A 16,780-nucleotide genomic window follows, 5' to 3' on the forward strand; every position below is an offset into this window, starting at 1 on the left:
AGGCATGACAACCTCACCGCCGGGCGGACGGTCGAATGGTGCACTTTAGGGCTGTTCGCACCTCACCGAAGCAGTTGTCCAGGCAGCCACCCAAATAGCTATCAGCGCTATCCGAAGTGGTGCGTGCCACTATCCGCAGAAGCGCTTGAGCTGCAAAGACGTCGCCACAGGAAGCCGTTACTTCACGATTGCGGACAGCGAGCAGGCGGTTGCGGAGTCATTGCGACCGGATTACCGGCTCCGCTAATCTCGACGCCAGACACAGCGCCGGACGGAAACGGCAAACCGACGAAATTGGAAGCGTCGACCATTCGGAAAGAACGCTTCAAATTGTCGCCCGCGCAGAAATCGCCCCTGCAGTGTCACCAGGTATATGGGATCGTGCCTGATCCCGCTCGCCATCGGGAACGGGGTGGAGCAAATGGAAGAGTCAGTCGAGCTTGCGGTGAAGCGCGCCATCGAAATGATGCACGACAACCTCGGTGAGCAGCTCACCGTGGAGGACCTGGCCCGCGCGGCCATGTTCAGCAAGTTCCATTTCACGCGGATCTTCCAGCGGGCCACCGGGGTCTCACCCGCCCGGTTCCTGTCGGCGCTGCGGCTTCAGCGGGCCAAGCACCTGCTCAAGTCGACGTCGCTCAACGTCGCGGACATCAGCCTGCGGGTCGGCTACAACAGCGTGGGCACCTTCAGTTCCCGCTTCACCCGCAGCGTGGGCATGCCGCCGACCACCTACCGTCGGCTGGCCGGGTTCGCGACGGACATCCCGATCGACCGCTCCGGCAGACTCGGTCAACCGTCGACGGCGCGGGTCCGGGGCAGGATCCTTCCCGGGTCCGACGTCGCACCCGGTCTGATCTTCGTCGGCATGTTCGCCGACCGCATCCCGGAGGGCCGGCCGGTGCGCTGCGCCGTGCTGCCCGAGCCGGGCCGGTTCACCTTCGACGAGGTGCCGAGCGGCAGCTGGTACCTGCTGGCGCAGTCGGTGACGGGTGATCCGCAGCAGTCGGTGTGGGACGCCTCCCAACCCGAGCAGCGGGTGTCGGTGGCGTCCTACGGTCCGCTGACCGTACGCCCGGACACCGACATCGAGGCGGAGCTGACCCTGCAACCGGCGGGAGCGCTCGACCCACCGGTGCTGCTGGCTCTGCTCGACGTCCGCAAGCTGGCCCTGTCCATGACCGGACAGGACGGCACCGGACGGGACGGCACCGGACGGGAGGAAAGCGGGCGGACGGAGACCGCGCCGACCGAGCTGCGCCCCCAGCGACGCTTCGCCGCGGCCCAGAACCACCGGCCCGCCGCCTGAGCGGCCAGCCGGACCGGTCCGAGCTTTTCCAATCGCCCGAGTGTGCGGCACCCACAATTCCCATCCGGAAGGATTTGGGAACTTTGACCCAGGCTCCTCTGTGGAATACTGCGGAGGGCAAGTTGCCGATCGCCTGGGGGATGCATGCGAATCTCGGATCTCAGCAGGAGATCGGGCGCACCCGTTGCGACGATTAAGTTCTATCTGCGGGAAAAGCTCCTCCCAGCCGGCACCCCCACTGGCCGCAACCAGGCCGTATACGGCGAGGAGCACCTACGGCAACTCCTGTTGATCCGTTCCCTCACCACGATCGCCCAACTCGATCTTTCGTCGGTTCGGGACGTGCTCTCCGCCATCGCGGACGACGACATGTCCCTGTCCGGCCTCTATGCCGTCACCGATCGTGCGGTGTTCGGCCTCGAATCGGAGGCCCCGGAATCGGCACACCTGAGAGACGCGCAGGCCGAAGTCGACGAATTCGTCAGTCAACTCGGTTGGCAGCTTCCCGCCGACACCCCGGCCGCCGTTCGGCTCGCGCAGGTGCTGGCGGCCCTGCGGCTGCTCGGCTGCGCATGCGGCACCGACTTCCTGACCCCGTACGCGGAGGTGGCCGAGCGGCTCGCCGCGCACGAGCTCGCCCAGGTGCCGGAGCAGTTCGAGCGTGACGACCGCGCCGCCGCGGCAGTGCGGTCCGTCCTGCTCGGCGTGGCCTCCGCCGCACTGCGCCGGATGGCCCGGGAACACCTCGTGCAGTTACGCCTCAACGGGCAGGCGGTCAGTGCGGACGGTGGAGCACTGCCCGCCACCGGGCCGTGAGGTCCGCACCGTCGACGGTCAACTCCTCGACTCGCATCTTCTCGCCCATTTGTCGGCATCGACCTCGGCGACGCGGCGACGTACACCGGTGCCGACGGGTTGGCGGCGGGGTCACACCGGGCGCTGGAGCACCTTGAGCCGACCGAACGCGGCCAGTCCTTCCAGCCCGCCTTCGTACCCGTATCCGCTCAGTCCGCGACCGGACAGCGGTGACATCGGGTCGGCGCCGGTGGCGCAGTTGACCGACACCCGGCCCGCGTGGAGTCGTCGCGCCAGGGCGGTCGCCCGCGCGTGGCCGCCGAAGACGAATGCGCCCAGGCCGAACGGTGTGGCGTTGGCAGTCGCCACCGCCTGGTCCTCGTCGGTGAAGCGCATGACCGGTGCGATCGGCCCGAAGGGTTCCTCGTGGAGGACCCGCGCCTGCGCCGGCACGTCGGTCAGGACGGTGGCCGGGTAGTACCAGCCCGGTCCGCAGGGACGCCGACCGCCGGTGATCACGGTGGCTCCCCGGTCCACGGCGTCGAGGACAAGCGCGTGCACCTCGTCCCGCCGGGCCTCGGTGTGCAGGGGCCCCATCGTGCCGCCGGGTTCGTGGTCCAGGCCGGGTACCGCAGCGCTGAACCGGTCGACGAACTCCGCGTGGATCCGCTCGTGGACGAGGAATCGGCTCGGCGCCGCGCAGCTCTGCCCGGCCGAGCTGAACTTCGACGCGACCAGGGCCGGTACGGCGGTGGCCAGGTCGGCGTCGTCGAGGAGGATGGCCGGGGCGTGACCACCCAGCTCCAGGACGCAGTCGGCCAGGTGAGCGACCGCACCGGCGGCGACCAGTTGCCCGGTGCGGTGCGAGCCGGTGAAGGTGATGAGCGGGAACTCGGGTCGGGCCACAAGCGCCGCCGAGCCGACCGCGTCGGTGTACACCACCTGAAGCACGTCGGTCGGCAGGCCGGCCTTGGTGGCCAGGTCGGCGATCTCCCGTACCACCGACGGGGTGGTCTCCGGTGCCTTGACCACGACGGTGCATCCCATCGCGAGCGCGGGCCCCAGCTTGCGGGCGAGCACGACGGCGGGGAAGTTGCTCGCCACGATGGCGAGCACGGGGCCGACCGGGTCGACGAGGACCTGCCGGTGCAGCCCGTCGCCGCCGGAGATCGTGCGCCCGGCCGTCGCCTGGACGGCCGCCTCGGCGGTCCAGGCGAAGGTCTCCGCGGCGCGGTCCAGTTCGGCTTCGGCCTGGGCGACGGTCTTGCCGGTCTCCAGGGCGAACCGCGCCCCCAGGTCGGCGGGGCGCTGCGCGATCAGCCGGGCCAGTTCCTTGAGGATGGTGCACCGGGTGGCCACCGCAACGGCGGACCACCCGGGCAACGCCACTGACGCGCGGTTCGCGATCTCGGGTACGTCGTCGGAGGTGAGGAGCGTGAGGTGACCGACCACGTCACCGGTTCTGGGGTCGTGGACAGCTGACATCTTCCTCACCTCACGGACGGGCACCGGGTACGGACGGAGGAGCGGGGGTCGGCTCAGCTCCAGGTGACGACGTTCTGCGGGTCCGCGTAGGCCATCATCGCGGCGAGCGTGGTGCGGGTCTGCCGCTCGGTGGTGTTCGGTTCGACCGCGTGCACGTGCGCGCCGTTGAAGACGTACACGTCGCCGGCGTGCACGTCGATCCACTTGGACTCGACGTCGACCAGGCCCTCGTGCGGGTACGGCGAGCCGGTGAACTCGACGCCGAGGCGGCGCTTGCTCTCCAGGTCCGGCTGGATGTTCCAGTACACGAGCCGGCCGCCGCCGCCCTCGTTCTCCAGGCAGATGTTCAGCGCGGCGATCGGGTTGCCGAACACCCGGTTGCGCTCGAAGTCCGCCATCTGCGGGTCGGAGCACTGCGAGTCGTCGTCGTGCGGCTCCAGGGCGAAGGTGCCACGGCCGTGCCACGAGCGGAACAGGGCGATCGCCGCGCTGCGGCCCTCGTGCTCGGCGGGTCGGACGACCGCGCCGCGCTTGGCCAGGGAACTGCCGAGCCCGGCGTAGAACTCCTTCATCGGGTCGTTCGGCACGTCGAGCAGGTCCCGCAGGATCGGGTTGGCCTCCTCGGCCTCGTCCAGGTACTGCTTGGTGGGCTTGTTCCAGGTGTACGCGCCGATGTAATAGCCGGGTGCCTCGACGCCGCGGACCTTGCGGTGCGGGCTGTCCCAGAAGCGCTGGGAGATGTTGGCGGCGACCTCCGGCGCGACCATGCCACGGAACATGACACCGGCGACTCGACCGTCAAGAACGTCGACTACCGCTTCCGGGTCGAACTTGTCGTATTCCCGGAAAGTGAAGTAGTCCTTGTTTCCGGACCAGCCGGTAATGGGGCGGAGGCTCAGCGAGCTCGTCATTTCTGTACTCCTCGATTCTGTGGGGCAGACGGATCGGTGAGGGGCGCTGATACCGGGATCAGTCCCAGGGGTTGTTGCCGGCGGTGGTGGCGGTGGGCGACGGGGACGGGGACGAGGGGACCACCGTGGCGGTGGCCGGGGCCGTGGTGTCGGCCTGTGCCACCGAGGCACCGAAGAGGACGAGGGCTGCGGTCGTAGCGGCGAGAGCGAAGATCTTGGCGGTGCGGCCCATTGTCGGCTCCTTTTTCGGTGTTTCCCTGTGGCGTTGAAATGAAGCTAACAACGGTCGGAATCCTGGCCTTATCCCCGGAACTATCCCGGCGCTATCACCCCTTTCACCGACCGCCGGCACGGCGGCCGGCGTCGAGGGAGGCCCACGCGGGCGTCGCCGACGCGGACACCGCCCTCGGGCGGGGACGCATGACGTAGCTGCTGCGAGGGTGCCGGGACAACTGCCGCTCGACGGCACCGACCGCGGGTTCACTGGCAACACGACCCAGCAGGGCGTGGCCGCCGGGAGCCGGCCGGCTCACCGGACGACAGTAGAGGAGGGGTGTGCCTTGTCGTCGCATGTCGAGTACGAGAGCACCACCAGGACGGCCGTCATCGCCGGGCTCGGTGCGTACGTGCCGGATCAGGTGGTCAAGAACGACGAGATAGCCGCAAGACTCGGCGTCACCACGGACTGGATCCGGGACCGCACGGGAATCGAGCAACGGTTCGTCCTGAATCCGGAGGGCGCCACCTCGGACCTCGCCGTGGAGGCGGCCCAACGGGCCCTCGACTCCTGCGGCAACCCGGACATCGACTTTCTGATCCTGGCGACCTGCACGCCGGACCACCTGTTTCCGTCGACCGCACCGTCGGTCGCGTCCCGGCTGGGGTTCAAGGGGATCGCCGCCTTCGACCTCAACGCCGCCTGCTCCGGGTTCGTCTACGCGCTGTCGGTAAGCACCGGGATGCTCGCCACCGGGGCGTACCGCACGGGTCTGGTCATCGGCGCCGACGCGATCTCGTCGATCCTCAACCACGACGACGAGATCACCGGGCCGATCTTCGGTGACGGTGGTGGCGCCGTGGTCGTGCGGGCCGGCCACCTCGGCGAGACGGGCAGTGTCTCCGTGCAGCAGCTCGGCAGCGACGGTGACCTGCTGGACATCATGAAGACGCCGGGCGGTGGCTCGCGGCAACGCGCCGCCGGTGTGCCCGTCGACATCGACAGCAGCTACTTCACCATGTCCGGCCGGGCCGTCTACAAGCATGCGATCAACCGGATGAGCACCGTCTCCCGTTCCGTGCTGGAGCGGTTGGGCTGGACCCCCGACGACGTCGACTGGCTGATCGCCCACCAGGCCAACCGGCGCATCCTGACCGCCACCGCAGAGGAGATCGGGATCGCACCTGAGCGGGCGGTGATCAACGTGGACCGGGTCGCGAACACCTCCGCCGCCTCCATCCCGCTGGCCATGGTCGACGCCGTGGAGTCCGGCGCGCTGACGGCCGGCGACAAGGTGCTGCTCGCGGCGTTCGGCGGCGGGGCCACCTGGGCTGCGGCCGGCCTCACCTGGCCGGAGTTGACCCTGGCCCCGACGCAGACGGTCCGCTGAGCACAGCCACGCAGGGCCGTCGTGCCAACGGCGGCCGTACCTCCTGCACGTGCACAGGCACTTCACGAAAGTGGCCCCGAAGAAAGGAAGAGAACATGCCCAACACCCTGGAGAAGGTCAGCGAGATCGTCCTGGAGCAGGCGCCGGACGTCGAGGTTGTCATCGGCCCGAACCTGCGGATCAGTCAGGACCTCGGCATCGACTCGCTGACCTTCGTCGACATCCTCGTCAAGATCGAGAAAGTGTTCGACGTCGAATTCAGCGACAACGAACTCGCCACCGTGCAGAGCGTCCAGGACATCCTCGATCTCGTGGAGCACAAGACGCGGTGACCGGGTTCCCCGGCACCGTCCACCGCAGGCCGCGACGGCATCGGTGACCCGCCCGCCTCCGCACGAATCGGGGCGGTCGCGGTGGGCGGTCGCCGGTCGTCGTGGGTTCCGTTTCCGCATTCCGTGTCCAGATGGGGGTTCCACCATGTCCGATCCGTCCGCCGGCTCGCGACCGCTGAACGCGGCGCAGCGGGGCGTCTGGTACGCCCAACGGATCGATCCGGGTAATCCGGTCCACAACATGGGCGGCTACCTGGAGATCCAGGGGCCACTCGACCCGGACGCGCTGGTCGCCGCGGTGTGCGTGCTGGTCGGTGAGGACGAGACGTCGCGGCTGCGCTTCACCGAGGTGGACGGCACGCCGACGCAGCAGTTCGGGCCGGCAACGGACTTCGCCCCCCGCCTGGTGGACCTCAGCGCCGAAGCCGATCCCCGGGCCGTGGCGCTGCGGCACATGCACGACGACCTCAACCGGCCCCTCGACCTGGAGCACGACCGCCTTTTCCAGCACGAGATCTACCGGCTGGGCCCGGAGCACCACCTCTGGTACCTGCGGGCACACCACCTTGTCCAGGACGGCTACAGCGCGACGATCCTCCGGCGGCGGGTCGCCGAGCTGTACACCGCTCTGGTGACCGGTCGTGGCGGGGCCGGAGCACCGCTCGGCTCGTTCACCGCGATGCTCGACGACCAGGACCGGTACGTCGGCTCCCGGGCACAGCAGCGGGACGCCGCCTACTGGCGCAAGCTGATGGCCGACGTGGCGTATGCCCCGCCCGCACCGGCAGGTAAACCCGCCAACCGGGTCACCCGGCAGGTGACCCGGTTGGACGGGCCGGGATTCGACCGGCTCCGAGAGTTCGCGCAGCGGGCCGGCACCACCTGGCAGCAGGCGCTGATCACCGCCGCGGTGCTGCACCGCCGGATGTGGACCGGTGACGACGACGTCCTGCTCGGGCTGCCGCTACCGGGACGGCTGGACCCCCGCTCGGCCGTCACACCCGGGATGATGGCGACCATCCTCCCGCTCTACTGCCGTGTCGACCCGGCGCAGACCGCTGAGGAACTGGCGGCCCGGGTCGCTGCGCTGGGCCTGCGTGCCCAGTGGCACCAACGGTACGACGGCGATGACCTGCGACGCGACCTGGGATGGCCCGCCGATCAGGGACGCCAGTTCGGGCCGGTGATCAACTTCGTGGCCGGGGACGACCATGACGACTTCGCGGGTCTGCCCGCCCGGTACCACCTGCTGTCCACCGGCGGCACCATCGAGGACGTGGGGTTGACCGTCACCCACCATCCCGAGGGCGGTCTGCGCATCGACGTCAGCACCGACACCGCGTACACCCAGACGCTGGACCTCGACGCGTACCAGCGCACCTTCCACCGGATCCTGGCGAACATGACCGGTCGCTCCGGCGTCACGGTCGCCGAGATCGAGGCACTGGACGCGGCGGATCGCGAGCTGGTGCTGCGGGAGTGGAACGCCACCGCCGAGCCGGTGGCTGACCGGTCGTTGGCGGAACTGTTCACCGCGCAGGCGGCAGCGAGTCCGCAGGCGCCGGCCCTGGTCTGCGGCGGGGTCGCCCTGTCGTACGGGGAGTTGGCGCAGCGGTCCGGGCAACTGGCGAACCACCTGCTCTCGATCGGGCTCCGCCGGGGCGACGTGGTCGGGGTGCTGCTGGAGCGGGACGTCGACTTCGCGGTCGCCGTGGTCGCGGTGACCCGCACCGGTGCCGCCTACTCGATCCTGGACCCGGACTTTCCCGACGAGCGGCTGAGCTTCGTCCTGCGGGAGACGGCCGCCTCGGCGCTGGTGACCCGCGAGGCGTTGACGTCGCGCGTCGACGCGGCCTGCCCGGTGGTGCGGGTGGACACCGATGCCGCGGCCATCGCCGGTCACACCACCGGCGACCCGCAGCCGCGAATCGACCCGGGTGACGTGGCGTGCGTGATGTTCACGTCCGGGTCGACCGGGGCGCCGAAGGGAGTGTTGGCACCGCACCGGGCCCTGGTGGGGACGGTGCAGGGTCAGCGGTACGCGTCGTTCGGGCCCGACGAGGTGTTCCTGCAGTGCTCACCGGTGTCGTGGGACGCGTTCTCGTTGGAATTCTGGGGGGCGCTGCTGTTCGGCGGCGTCTGCGTCCTGCATCCCGGGCAGCGTCCCGATCCCACCGTGATCGCCGCGCTGGTGCCGGAGCACGGAGTGTCGATGCTCCAATTGTCCTCCGGGCTGTTCAACGTCCTGGTCGACGAGTATCCCGAGGTCTTCGCCGGGGTCCGGGTGGCGTTCACCGGAGGTGAGCCCTCTTCCGGTCCGCACGTCGCCCGGGTGTCAGCCCGCCACCCGCACCTGCGCGTGGCCAACGCCTACGGGCCGGCCGAGTCGATGGGGTTCACCACCACGTTCGACGTACCGGCGGATTTCACCGGCGTGGGTGTCCCGGTGGGTCGGGCAGTGGCGAACAAACGGGCGTACGTGCTGGACCGTCACCTGCGACCGGTACCGGTCGGTGTTGCGGGCGAGATCTACCTGGCCGGGGTGGGGCTGGCCGACGGCTACCTCAACCAGGCCGGAGTCACCGCGCAGCGGTTCGTGGCGGACCCCTTCGGTGGCGACGGGGAACGCCTGTACCGCACGGGCGACCTGGCCCGCTGGTCGGCCGACGGCCAGTTGGAGTTCGTCGGTCGGGTCGACGGCCAGGTGAAGGTACGCGGCTTCCGGGTGGAACCCGGCGAGATCGAGGCGGCCCTGCTGGGTCACGCCGACGTCGCGCAGGCCGTGGTGCTGGCCTCGCCGGACGGCAACGGCACCCTGCGCCTGATCGCGTACGTGGTGCCGAGGACCACCGGCACCGACGGGGCCGCGCTGACCGGGTGGCTGCGCCAGCGGCTGCCGGAGCACATGGTGCCCAGTGCCGTGGTGCTGCTGGACCGGATCCCGTTGACCGCCAACGGCAAGGTCGATCGGCGGGCCCTGCCGGAGCCGGAGTTCGGTGCCGGCCCGACGACCCGTCGGGCCCCGCGCGACGCCCGGGAGGAGATCCTGTGCGGCCTCTACGCCGAGGTCCTCGGGGTCGCCGAGGTCGGGGTGGACGACAGCTTCTTCGACCTGGGCGGGCATTCGCTGCTCGCCGCCCGGCTCGCCGCGCGGGCACGGGCGGTGCTCGGCGTCGAGTTGAGCATCCGCGACATCTTCGCCTCACCGACCGTCGCCGCCCTCGCCGCGAACCTGCCCATCACCGGTACCGCCCGGACCAGGCCCGCTCTCGTCGCCGCACCGCACGGCGAGCGGCTGCCGCTGTCGTACGCGCAACGCCGGCTCTGGCTCATCGACTCGATGGAGGAACCCGGCACCACCTACAACGTGCCGATGACCTTCCGCCTGCGCGGGGCCCTCGACGTCGCCGCCCTCACCGCGGCGGTCACCGACCTGGTCGACCGGCATCAGGTGCTACGGACCGTCATCACCGCCGTCGACGGCGAGCCGTACCAACAGATCCTGGCACCGGCGCCGGTCACCGTGACGCGGCGCGAGGCGACCGTCGACGACCTCGACCAGCAGCTCGTCGCCGCCGCCGGGCACGTCTTCGACCTGGCCGCCGAAGCGCCGCTGCGGGTCACCCTCTTCGCGCTCGGCGACGAGGAGTACGAGCTGCTGATCCTGCTGCACCACATCGCCACCGACGGACAGTCGCTGCGCCCGCTCCTGGGTGACCTGTCCGCCGCGTACGCCGCCCGGCGTGCCGGCCGGGCCCCCGACTGGATGCCGCTGCCGGTGCAGTACGCCGACTACGCGCTCTGGCAACGGGCCGTGCTCGGCGACCGCGACGACCCGGACAGCACCCACCACGCCGATCTGCGCCACTGGCGGCAGGCCCTCGCCGGGCTGCCCGAGGAGACCGGGCTGCCGCTGGACCGGCCCCGGCCGGCGGTCGCCGACCACCGCGGCGACGCCGTGGCGGTACGGATCGACCCCCAGCTGGCCGGCCGGGTCCGCGAGGTGGCACGGGAACAGCGCTGCACCGCCTTCATGGTGCTGCAGGCCGCGCTGGCCCTGACCCTGCGCCGCTACGGTGCCGGCACCGACATCGGCATCGGCACCCCGGTCGCCGGCCGCTCCGACGATGCGTTGGCCCCACTTGTCGGCTTCTTCGTCAACACGGTCGTGTTGCGCACCGACACCTCCGGCAACCCCTCCTTCGCCGACCTGCTGGTGCGGGTACGCGGTGCCGACCTGGACGCCTTCGCCCACCAGGAACTGCCCTTCGACCTGCTGCTGGAGGATCTCAACCCGGTACGGACACTGGCCCGGCACCCGCTGTTCCAGATCTGCCTGGGCTTCGACGACGCCACCGACGCCGAGCTGCACCTGCCCGGTCTGCGCTGTGAGCGCGGCAGCATCGTCGTCACCGGCGCGGCAAAGTTCGACCTGGAGTTCCTGCTGCGCGACGAGGGCGCCGACGGCATCGGTGGTGGCCTGGTCTACCGCACGGCCATCTTCGACGAGGCCACCGTGCAACGGCTGGTCGCCGCCCTGGAGCGCACCCTGCGGCAGGTGTTGGCCGACCCGTCCCGCCCGGTCGACGAGGTCGACGCCCTCGATCCGGTGGAGCGGTCGGCGCTGTTGCACGACTGGAACACCACCGCCGTCGAGGTCGACGACGAGTCGCTGGCGCACCGGTTCGCCGCCCAGGTGGGGGCCGACCCGCACGCGGTGGCGCTGCGTCACGAAACGGCCGCCCTGACCTACGGCGAACTGGACGCCGCGGCGAACCGGTTGGCCCGGCACCTGAGCGCGGCCGGGGTGCGTCGCGGCGACATCGTCGGCGTCCTGCTGGAACGGGGCATGGACTTCGCGGTCGCGGTCGTCGCGGTGGTGAAGACCGGTGCCGCGTACGCGGTGCTGGACCCGGAGTTCCCCGACGAGCGGCTGCACCGCATCGTCACCGAGACCGGCGCCGCCGCGCTCGTCAGCAGCGCCGCGCTGGCCGAGCGGATCACCACCGACGCGCCGGTGGTGCGGGTGGACACCGACGCCGCGCTGATCGCCGCGCATCCGGCCACCGACCCCGGTGCCCCCGTCGGCCCGGACGACGTGGCGTGCGTGATGTTCACCTCCGGCTCCACAGGTACGCCAAAGGGCATCCTGACCTCGCATCGCGCCCTGGTCGGCACCCTCGCCGGCCAGAGCTACGCCGACTTCGGCCCGGACCAGGCGTTCCTGCAGTGCTCACCGGTGTCCTGGGACGCGTTCTCGCTGGAGTTCTGGGGCGCGCTGCTGTTCGGCGGAACGTGTGTGCTGCAACCGGGGCAGCGCCCCGAACCGGCCCTGATCGCCACCCTCGTACGCGAACACCGCGTCACCATGCTCCAGCTCTCCTCGGGGCTGTTCAACCTGCTCGTCGACGAGTATCCGCAGGCCTTCGAGGGGGTCCGGTACGCCTTCACCGGCGGCGAGACGTCGTCGGTGACGCACGTGGCCAGGATCCTGAGCCGGTGTCCGGACCTGCGGGTCGGTAACGCGTACGGGCCGGCCGAGTCGATGGGGTTCAGCACCGTCCACCCCGTGCCCGACGACTTCACCGAAACGAGCAGCCTGCCGGTGGGTCGGGCGGTGGCGAACAAGCGGGCGTACGTGCTCGATGACGCACTGCGGCCGGCACCGGTCGGTGTCGTCGGCGAGGTGTACCTGGCGGGGATCGGCCTCGCGCACGGCTACCTCAACCAGCCCGGCACCACCGCGCAGCGGTTCGTTCCGGATCCCTTCGGTGCGCCGGGTGACCGGCTCTACCGCACCGGCGATCTGGCCAGGTGGACTGTCGACGGGCAACTGGAGTTCGCCGGCCGCCTCGACGGCCAGGTGAAGGTGCGCGGCTTCCGGGTCGAGCCCGGTGAGATCGAGTCGGTACTGCGCGGCCACGACCAGGTGGCGCAGGCCGCCGTCATCGCCGTACCCGATCCGACCGGGACGATGCGCCTGATCGCCTACGTGGTCGGCGACACCGACCCGGCCGGTCTGCGACCGTGGCTGCGGGAGCGGCTGCCCGAGCACATGGTGCCCGCCGCGGTGATCCCGCTGGAGCGGATGCCGTTGACGGCCAACGGCAAGCTCGACCGGCGGGCCCTGCCGGAGCCGGAGTTCACCGCCGGGACCGGTCGGGCGGCCCGCGACGCCCGCGAGGAGATCCTCTGCGGGGTGTACGCGGAGATCCTCGGCGTACCGACCGTCAGCATCGACGACGACTTCTTCGACCTCGGCGGGCACAGCCTGCTCGCCGCGAAACTCGCCGCCCGCGTCTGCGCGATCCTCGGCACCCAACTCACCATCCGCGACATCTTCCAGGCCCCCACCATCGCCGCCCTGGCCGCGCAACTGCCCACGGCCGCACCGACCCGCAGCCGACCCACGCTGCGCCGGCGCACCGAAGCGGGCAGGGCGTTGCCGAGCAGCCCACAGAGCACCTGACCGCACCCGCACTCCCTGCACCACCGACCGTGAAGCCGTCCAGGAATGGAGCGCATCGTGGACCATGCCCACTTCGACCCGGCCGGCGCGATGCCGGACCGGCATCCGTCGCCCGCCCCCGACGACGTCGTCTGGGTGCTGCCCGGCGGCACCGGGGACGCCCCGCACCACACCTCGCTGCTGGTGCTGCCGCACTCCGGTGGCAACGCACACGCGTACGCACCCTGGCGGGACCTGCTGCCCGAGGGGGTACGCCTGCTCGTCGGGCAGTACCCCGGTCGGGGTGCCCGGTTCAGTGAGCCGCTGCCCGAGACGATGGCCGACCTGGTCGACCCGGTCCTGGCCAGCCTGCCCGCCGACACCGACGACCTGGTCGTGCTCGGACACAGCATGGGTTCCCTCGTCGCGTACGAGGTGGCCCGGGCCCTGACCGAGGCCGGCCGCCCGCCCCGCGCCCTGGTCGTCTCCGCCTGCCGGGCACCGTTCCTGGTCAACCCGAGCCCGGTGCATCCGGAGGACCTCGACGACGACGCGCTTGTCGCCGCGATCAAGGAACGGGGCGGTACGGAGAACGGCATCCTCGACGAGCCGGAGCTGCGGGAGCTGGTGCTGCCCTCGATCCGGGCCGACTTCGCCATCGACGACGCCTACCACAGCCCGCCGGCGGCACCGCTTGCCTGCCCGGTGGTCGTCTTCGGCGGCAGCACCGACCCGGTGGTGCCGGCCGAGGCCCTCGGCCGCTGGGCCGAGATCACCGACGGACCGGTCACCACGCACGTGCTGCCCGGCGGCCACTTCTACTTCAACGACCAGCTCGAAGCCTTTCTCACCCTGGTCACCGGTGTCCTCGACGGCTGCGCCGCGCGGCCGGAATTCGCCTGACCCACTCCACCTCGTTCAGGAGGATCTCGATGTCTCTCACCGCCCAAGCGCCCGTAGCCCACCTCGACGTACGTCACGAACCGGGCAAGCCGACCATCCTCGTCACCCCGTCGTTCAACGACCTCGACGACGCCGTCGGGTGGCTCACCGCGCAACGCGCGGCGATCCGCGCCGAACTGCTGCACTGCGGCAGCCTGATGATCCGTGGCCTGCCCGTCGGGGACACCACCGACTTCGCCCGGGTCCGCGACGTGCTGATGCCGCAGCAGACCGGCTACCGGGAGAAGGCCACCCCGCGTACCGACTTCGGTCAGGGCGTCTTCTCCTCCACCGACCTGCCCGCCGCCCAGCCGATCCGGCTGCACAACGAGAACAGCTACACCCTCGACTTCCCCGGCACCCTGCTGTTCGGGTGTGTGGTCGCGCCCGAGGAGGGCGGCGCGACGACCGTCGGCGACATGCGCGAGGCGCTGCGCCTGATGCCCGCCGACCTGCGGGAGCGCTTCGCCGCGCACGGCTGGCTGCTGGTACGCAACTACTCGGAGCTGGCCGGTCTGCCCTGGCAGACCAGCTTCGCCAGCGACGACCCGGCCGACGTGCAGTCCTACTGCGACGAGAACGTGATCGGCTACGAGTGGCTCGACGAGGAGGAGCTGCGCACCCGGCAGCGTCGCTCGGCGATCGTCACCCACCCGGTCACCGGCGAGCAGTCCTGGTTCAACCACTACGCCTTCTGGAACCGGTGGACCCTCGACGCGGACGTGCGCGACGTGCTGCTGGACACCTACGGCGACGACGGGCTGCCCTTCGACACGTACGTCGGTGACGGCTCGGCGTTGACCCGGGAGGAGGTCGAGAGCATCGCGGCGGTGTACGAGCAGGTGACCGTCCGCGAGACCTGGCAGGTCGGCGACCTGCTGATGGTCGACAACATCCTCAACGCGCACGGGCGGGAGGCGTTCTCCGGCGCCCGCAAGATCCTGGTGGCGATGGGCGACCCGGTCGCCCTGGCCGACTGCGCGCCGCAGACTCCCCCGTCCACCACCGTGTCGGACGGGAAGTGAGCCGACGATGACCAGCGCACTGATCAACGCCCCAATGGCCGAGCCCACCGTCGCGGCGGTGCCGGCAGCGGACCTGCTCGACCGGCTGGCCGACGTGCCGGCCGACCGGGTGGCCGTCGTCTGCGGCGACACCAGCCTCACCTTCGGACAGCTGCGGGAGCGCGTCGGCGTCGTCGCCGGCCGTCTCACCGCCCGCGGCGTCGGTCCGGAGAGCGTCGTCGCCCTCGGCCTGCCCCGCGGAGTCGACCTGGTGGCGGCCCTGCTCGGCACCATGACCGCAGGCGCGGCGTACCTGCCGGTCGACCCGCAGCTGCCCGTCGACCGACGCCGCTATCTCGTCGACGACGCCCGCGCCGACCTGCTGATCGTCGACGGGGACACCGAGCCCCTCACCGCGTCGACCCCGCAGGTGTCCCTGGCGGCGCTGGCCACCCCGGACGACGCGCCGACCGGCGGGTACGCGCCCGTGCCGGTCGGCCCGGACACCCTGGCGTACGTCATCTACACCTCCGGCTCCACCGGCCGCCCCAAGGGCGTCGAGATCAGCCGGGGCGCGCTCGCCTCGCTGCTGGCCGAACTGGAGTCCACCGGGGTCGTACGCCCCGGTCCGGGCACGGTTGGTTGGAACGCCTCGCCCTCCTTCGACGCCTCCGTGCAGCAGTGGATCCGGATCTGCCGGGGCGACACGGTGGTGGTGCTCGACGAGCAGACCCGTACCGACCCGGCGCTGCTCGGGGCACTCGTCGAGCGGTACCCGCTCACCGACCTGGACATCACTCCGTCGCATCTGGAGCTGCTGCTGGAGCACCTGGCCGCCTCTCCGCGCGGTGCCGAGGGTCGGCCGCTGACCCTGATCGTCGGTGGCGAACCGATCAGCCCGACCCTGTGGGGTCGGCTCGGTGAGCTGGTCGACGCCGGGATCCTGCGCGCGGTCAACGCGTACGGGCCCACCGAGTGCACTGTCGACGCCACCGTCGGCCGGATCACCTCGGACCGGGCCCCGCACATCGGCACCGTCCTGCCCGGCCTGCGGCTGCGGGTGCTCGACGACACCCTGGCCCCGGTCACCCCCGGCGAGGTCGGGGAGCTCTACCTGGCCGGGTCGCGGGTCGGTCGCGGCTACCGCCGCCGCCCCGGCCTGACCGCCGAGCGGTTCGTCGCCGACCTCGACTCCGATGACGGCACCCGGATGTACCGCACCGGGGACCGCTGCCGGCAGCTGCCCGACGGCCGGCTGGAGTTCCTCGGCCGGGTCGACAGCCAGGTGAAGGTACGCGGCCACCGGATGGAACTGGGTGAGATCGAGTCGGTGGTCGGCGCCCACCCGGCGGTGGCCGAGACGGCCGTGCTGGTGCACGAGGAGGACGGGCAACTGCTCGTCGCCTACTACCGGCCGGCCGCGCCGGTGGACGCGGCGGCGCTGCGCGAGTGGACGGCGCGCAGCCTGCCCGGGTACATGGTGCCGGGCGCGTTCGTCGCCGTCGACCGCTTCCCGCGCACCAACAGCGGCAAGCTCGACCGGGCGGCCCTGCCCGCTCCCACCCTCACCCCCGCACCGCAGGTGCCCTCCGGTGTGTCCCCGACCGGCCCGGTCGAGGAGCTCATCGCCCGGGTCTGGTCCCAGGTGCTGCGGCAGCCGTCGATCAGCGCCGAGGACAACTTCTTCAAGCTCGGCGGCCACTCGCTGCTGGCGATCAAGCTGGTTTCCCGGGTCCGCGCGGAACTCGGCCTGAGTCTGCCCATCCGCGCCGTCTACGAGAACCCGCGACTGCGGGACCTGGCCCGGGCCATCGAAGCCCGGCTGGAGCCGTCGGCCTCGGCCTGACCGGCACGTACCACCGGCGTGCGAGCCGTACCGGCGCTGCTCGGACGGCTCGCACGCCGCCCCTATCCGGACATTGACTTTCGTGAGTTCCACGGCTGCGC

At 71.0% G+C, this 16,780-nt stretch carries 12 protein-coding genes; 8 read left to right on the forward strand and 4 right to left on the reverse strand.

Annotation, left to right across the window (positions count from 1 at the left end; all coding sequences use genetic code 11):
* Window positions 1-421: 421 nt before the first annotated feature.
* On the forward strand, window positions 422-1,309 hold the full coding sequence (locus Vgi01_RS23315) for a helix-turn-helix domain-containing protein (protein WP_204292373.1): 888 nt from the start codon (window positions 422-424) through the stop codon (window positions 1,307-1,309).
* Between the two features lie 144 nt (window positions 1,310-1,453).
* Entirely contained in the window at window positions 1,454-2,125 is a 672-nt protein-coding gene (locus Vgi01_RS23320; protein WP_204292374.1) for a MerR family transcriptional regulator, read from the forward strand.
* A gap of 111 nt (window positions 2,126-2,236) precedes the next feature.
* Here Vgi01_RS23320 and Vgi01_RS23325 read toward each other — a convergent pair whose 3' ends face one another.
* The 4 genes from Vgi01_RS23325 to Vgi01_RS23340 all read right to left on the reverse strand — a co-directional run bounded on the left by Vgi01_RS23325 (window position 2,237) and on the right by Vgi01_RS23340 (window position 5,033).
* Entirely contained in the window at window positions 2,237-3,589 is a 1,353-nt protein-coding gene (locus Vgi01_RS23325; protein WP_204292375.1) for an aldehyde dehydrogenase family protein, read from the reverse strand.
* Between the two features lie 53 nt (window positions 3,590-3,642).
* A complete protein-coding gene (locus tag Vgi01_RS23330; protein ID WP_102660638.1) occupies window positions 3,643-4,500 on the reverse strand; it encodes a 2OG-Fe(II)-dependent halogenase WelO5 family protein in 858 nt (285 codons plus the stop codon).
* Between the two features lie 58 nt (window positions 4,501-4,558).
* The gene (locus Vgi01_RS23335) at window positions 4,559-4,732 is read right to left on the reverse strand and encodes a hypothetical protein (protein WP_203222841.1); all 174 of its coding nucleotides are present in this window, start codon (window positions 4,730-4,732) and stop codon (window positions 4,559-4,561) included.
* A 103-nt stretch (window positions 4,733-4,835) separates the two neighbouring features.
* Window positions 4,836-5,033 carry a hypothetical protein gene (locus Vgi01_RS23340; protein ID WP_146017640.1) on the reverse strand — a complete coding sequence of 66 codons (198 nt, stop codon included), beginning with the start codon at window positions 5,031-5,033 and terminating at the stop codon, window positions 4,836-4,838.
* Window positions 5,034-5,060: 27 nt separating this feature from the next.
* Here Vgi01_RS23340 and Vgi01_RS23345 point away from each other — a divergent pair, with 27 nt between their 5' ends.
* The 6 genes from Vgi01_RS23345 to Vgi01_RS23370 all read left to right on the forward strand — a co-directional run bounded on the left by Vgi01_RS23345 (window position 5,061) and on the right by Vgi01_RS23370 (window position 16,679).
* Window positions 5,061-6,107: a beta-ketoacyl-ACP synthase III gene (locus tag Vgi01_RS23345; RefSeq protein ID WP_102660636.1), complete on the forward strand. Its 1,047-nt coding sequence runs from the start codon at window positions 5,061-5,063 to the stop codon at window positions 6,105-6,107.
* A gap of 95 nt (window positions 6,108-6,202) precedes the next feature.
* Window positions 6,203-6,439 carry an acyl carrier protein gene (locus Vgi01_RS23350; protein WP_102660635.1) on the forward strand — a complete coding sequence of 79 codons (237 nt, stop codon included), beginning with the start codon at window positions 6,203-6,205 and terminating at the stop codon, window positions 6,437-6,439.
* 145 nt (window positions 6,440-6,584) lie between these two features.
* Complete coding sequence (locus Vgi01_RS23355; RefSeq protein ID WP_204292376.1) at window positions 6,585-12,908, forward strand: non-ribosomal peptide synthetase; 6,324 nt, start codon at window positions 6,585-6,587, stop codon at window positions 12,906-12,908.
* A 57-nt stretch (window positions 12,909-12,965) separates the two neighbouring features.
* Entirely contained in the window at window positions 12,966-13,790 is an 825-nt protein-coding gene (locus Vgi01_RS23360; RefSeq protein WP_233197060.1) for a thioesterase II family protein, read from the forward strand.
* A gap of 29 nt (window positions 13,791-13,819) precedes the next feature.
* Window positions 13,820-14,854 (forward strand): TauD/TfdA family dioxygenase, encoded by a 1,035-nt coding sequence (locus tag Vgi01_RS23365; RefSeq protein ID WP_102660633.1) that lies wholly within the window; start codon window positions 13,820-13,822, stop codon window positions 14,852-14,854.
* A gap of 7 nt (window positions 14,855-14,861) precedes the next feature.
* Window positions 14,862-16,679, forward strand: coding sequence for a non-ribosomal peptide synthetase (locus tag Vgi01_RS23370; protein ID WP_204292377.1), 1,818 nt, complete (start codon window positions 14,862-14,864; stop codon window positions 16,677-16,679).
* Window positions 16,680-16,780 lie beyond the last annotated feature (101 nt).

This window comes from Micromonospora gifhornensis (assembly GCF_016863515.1).
Lineage (GTDB): Bacteria > Actinomycetota > Actinomycetes > Mycobacteriales > Micromonosporaceae > Micromonospora > Micromonospora gifhornensis.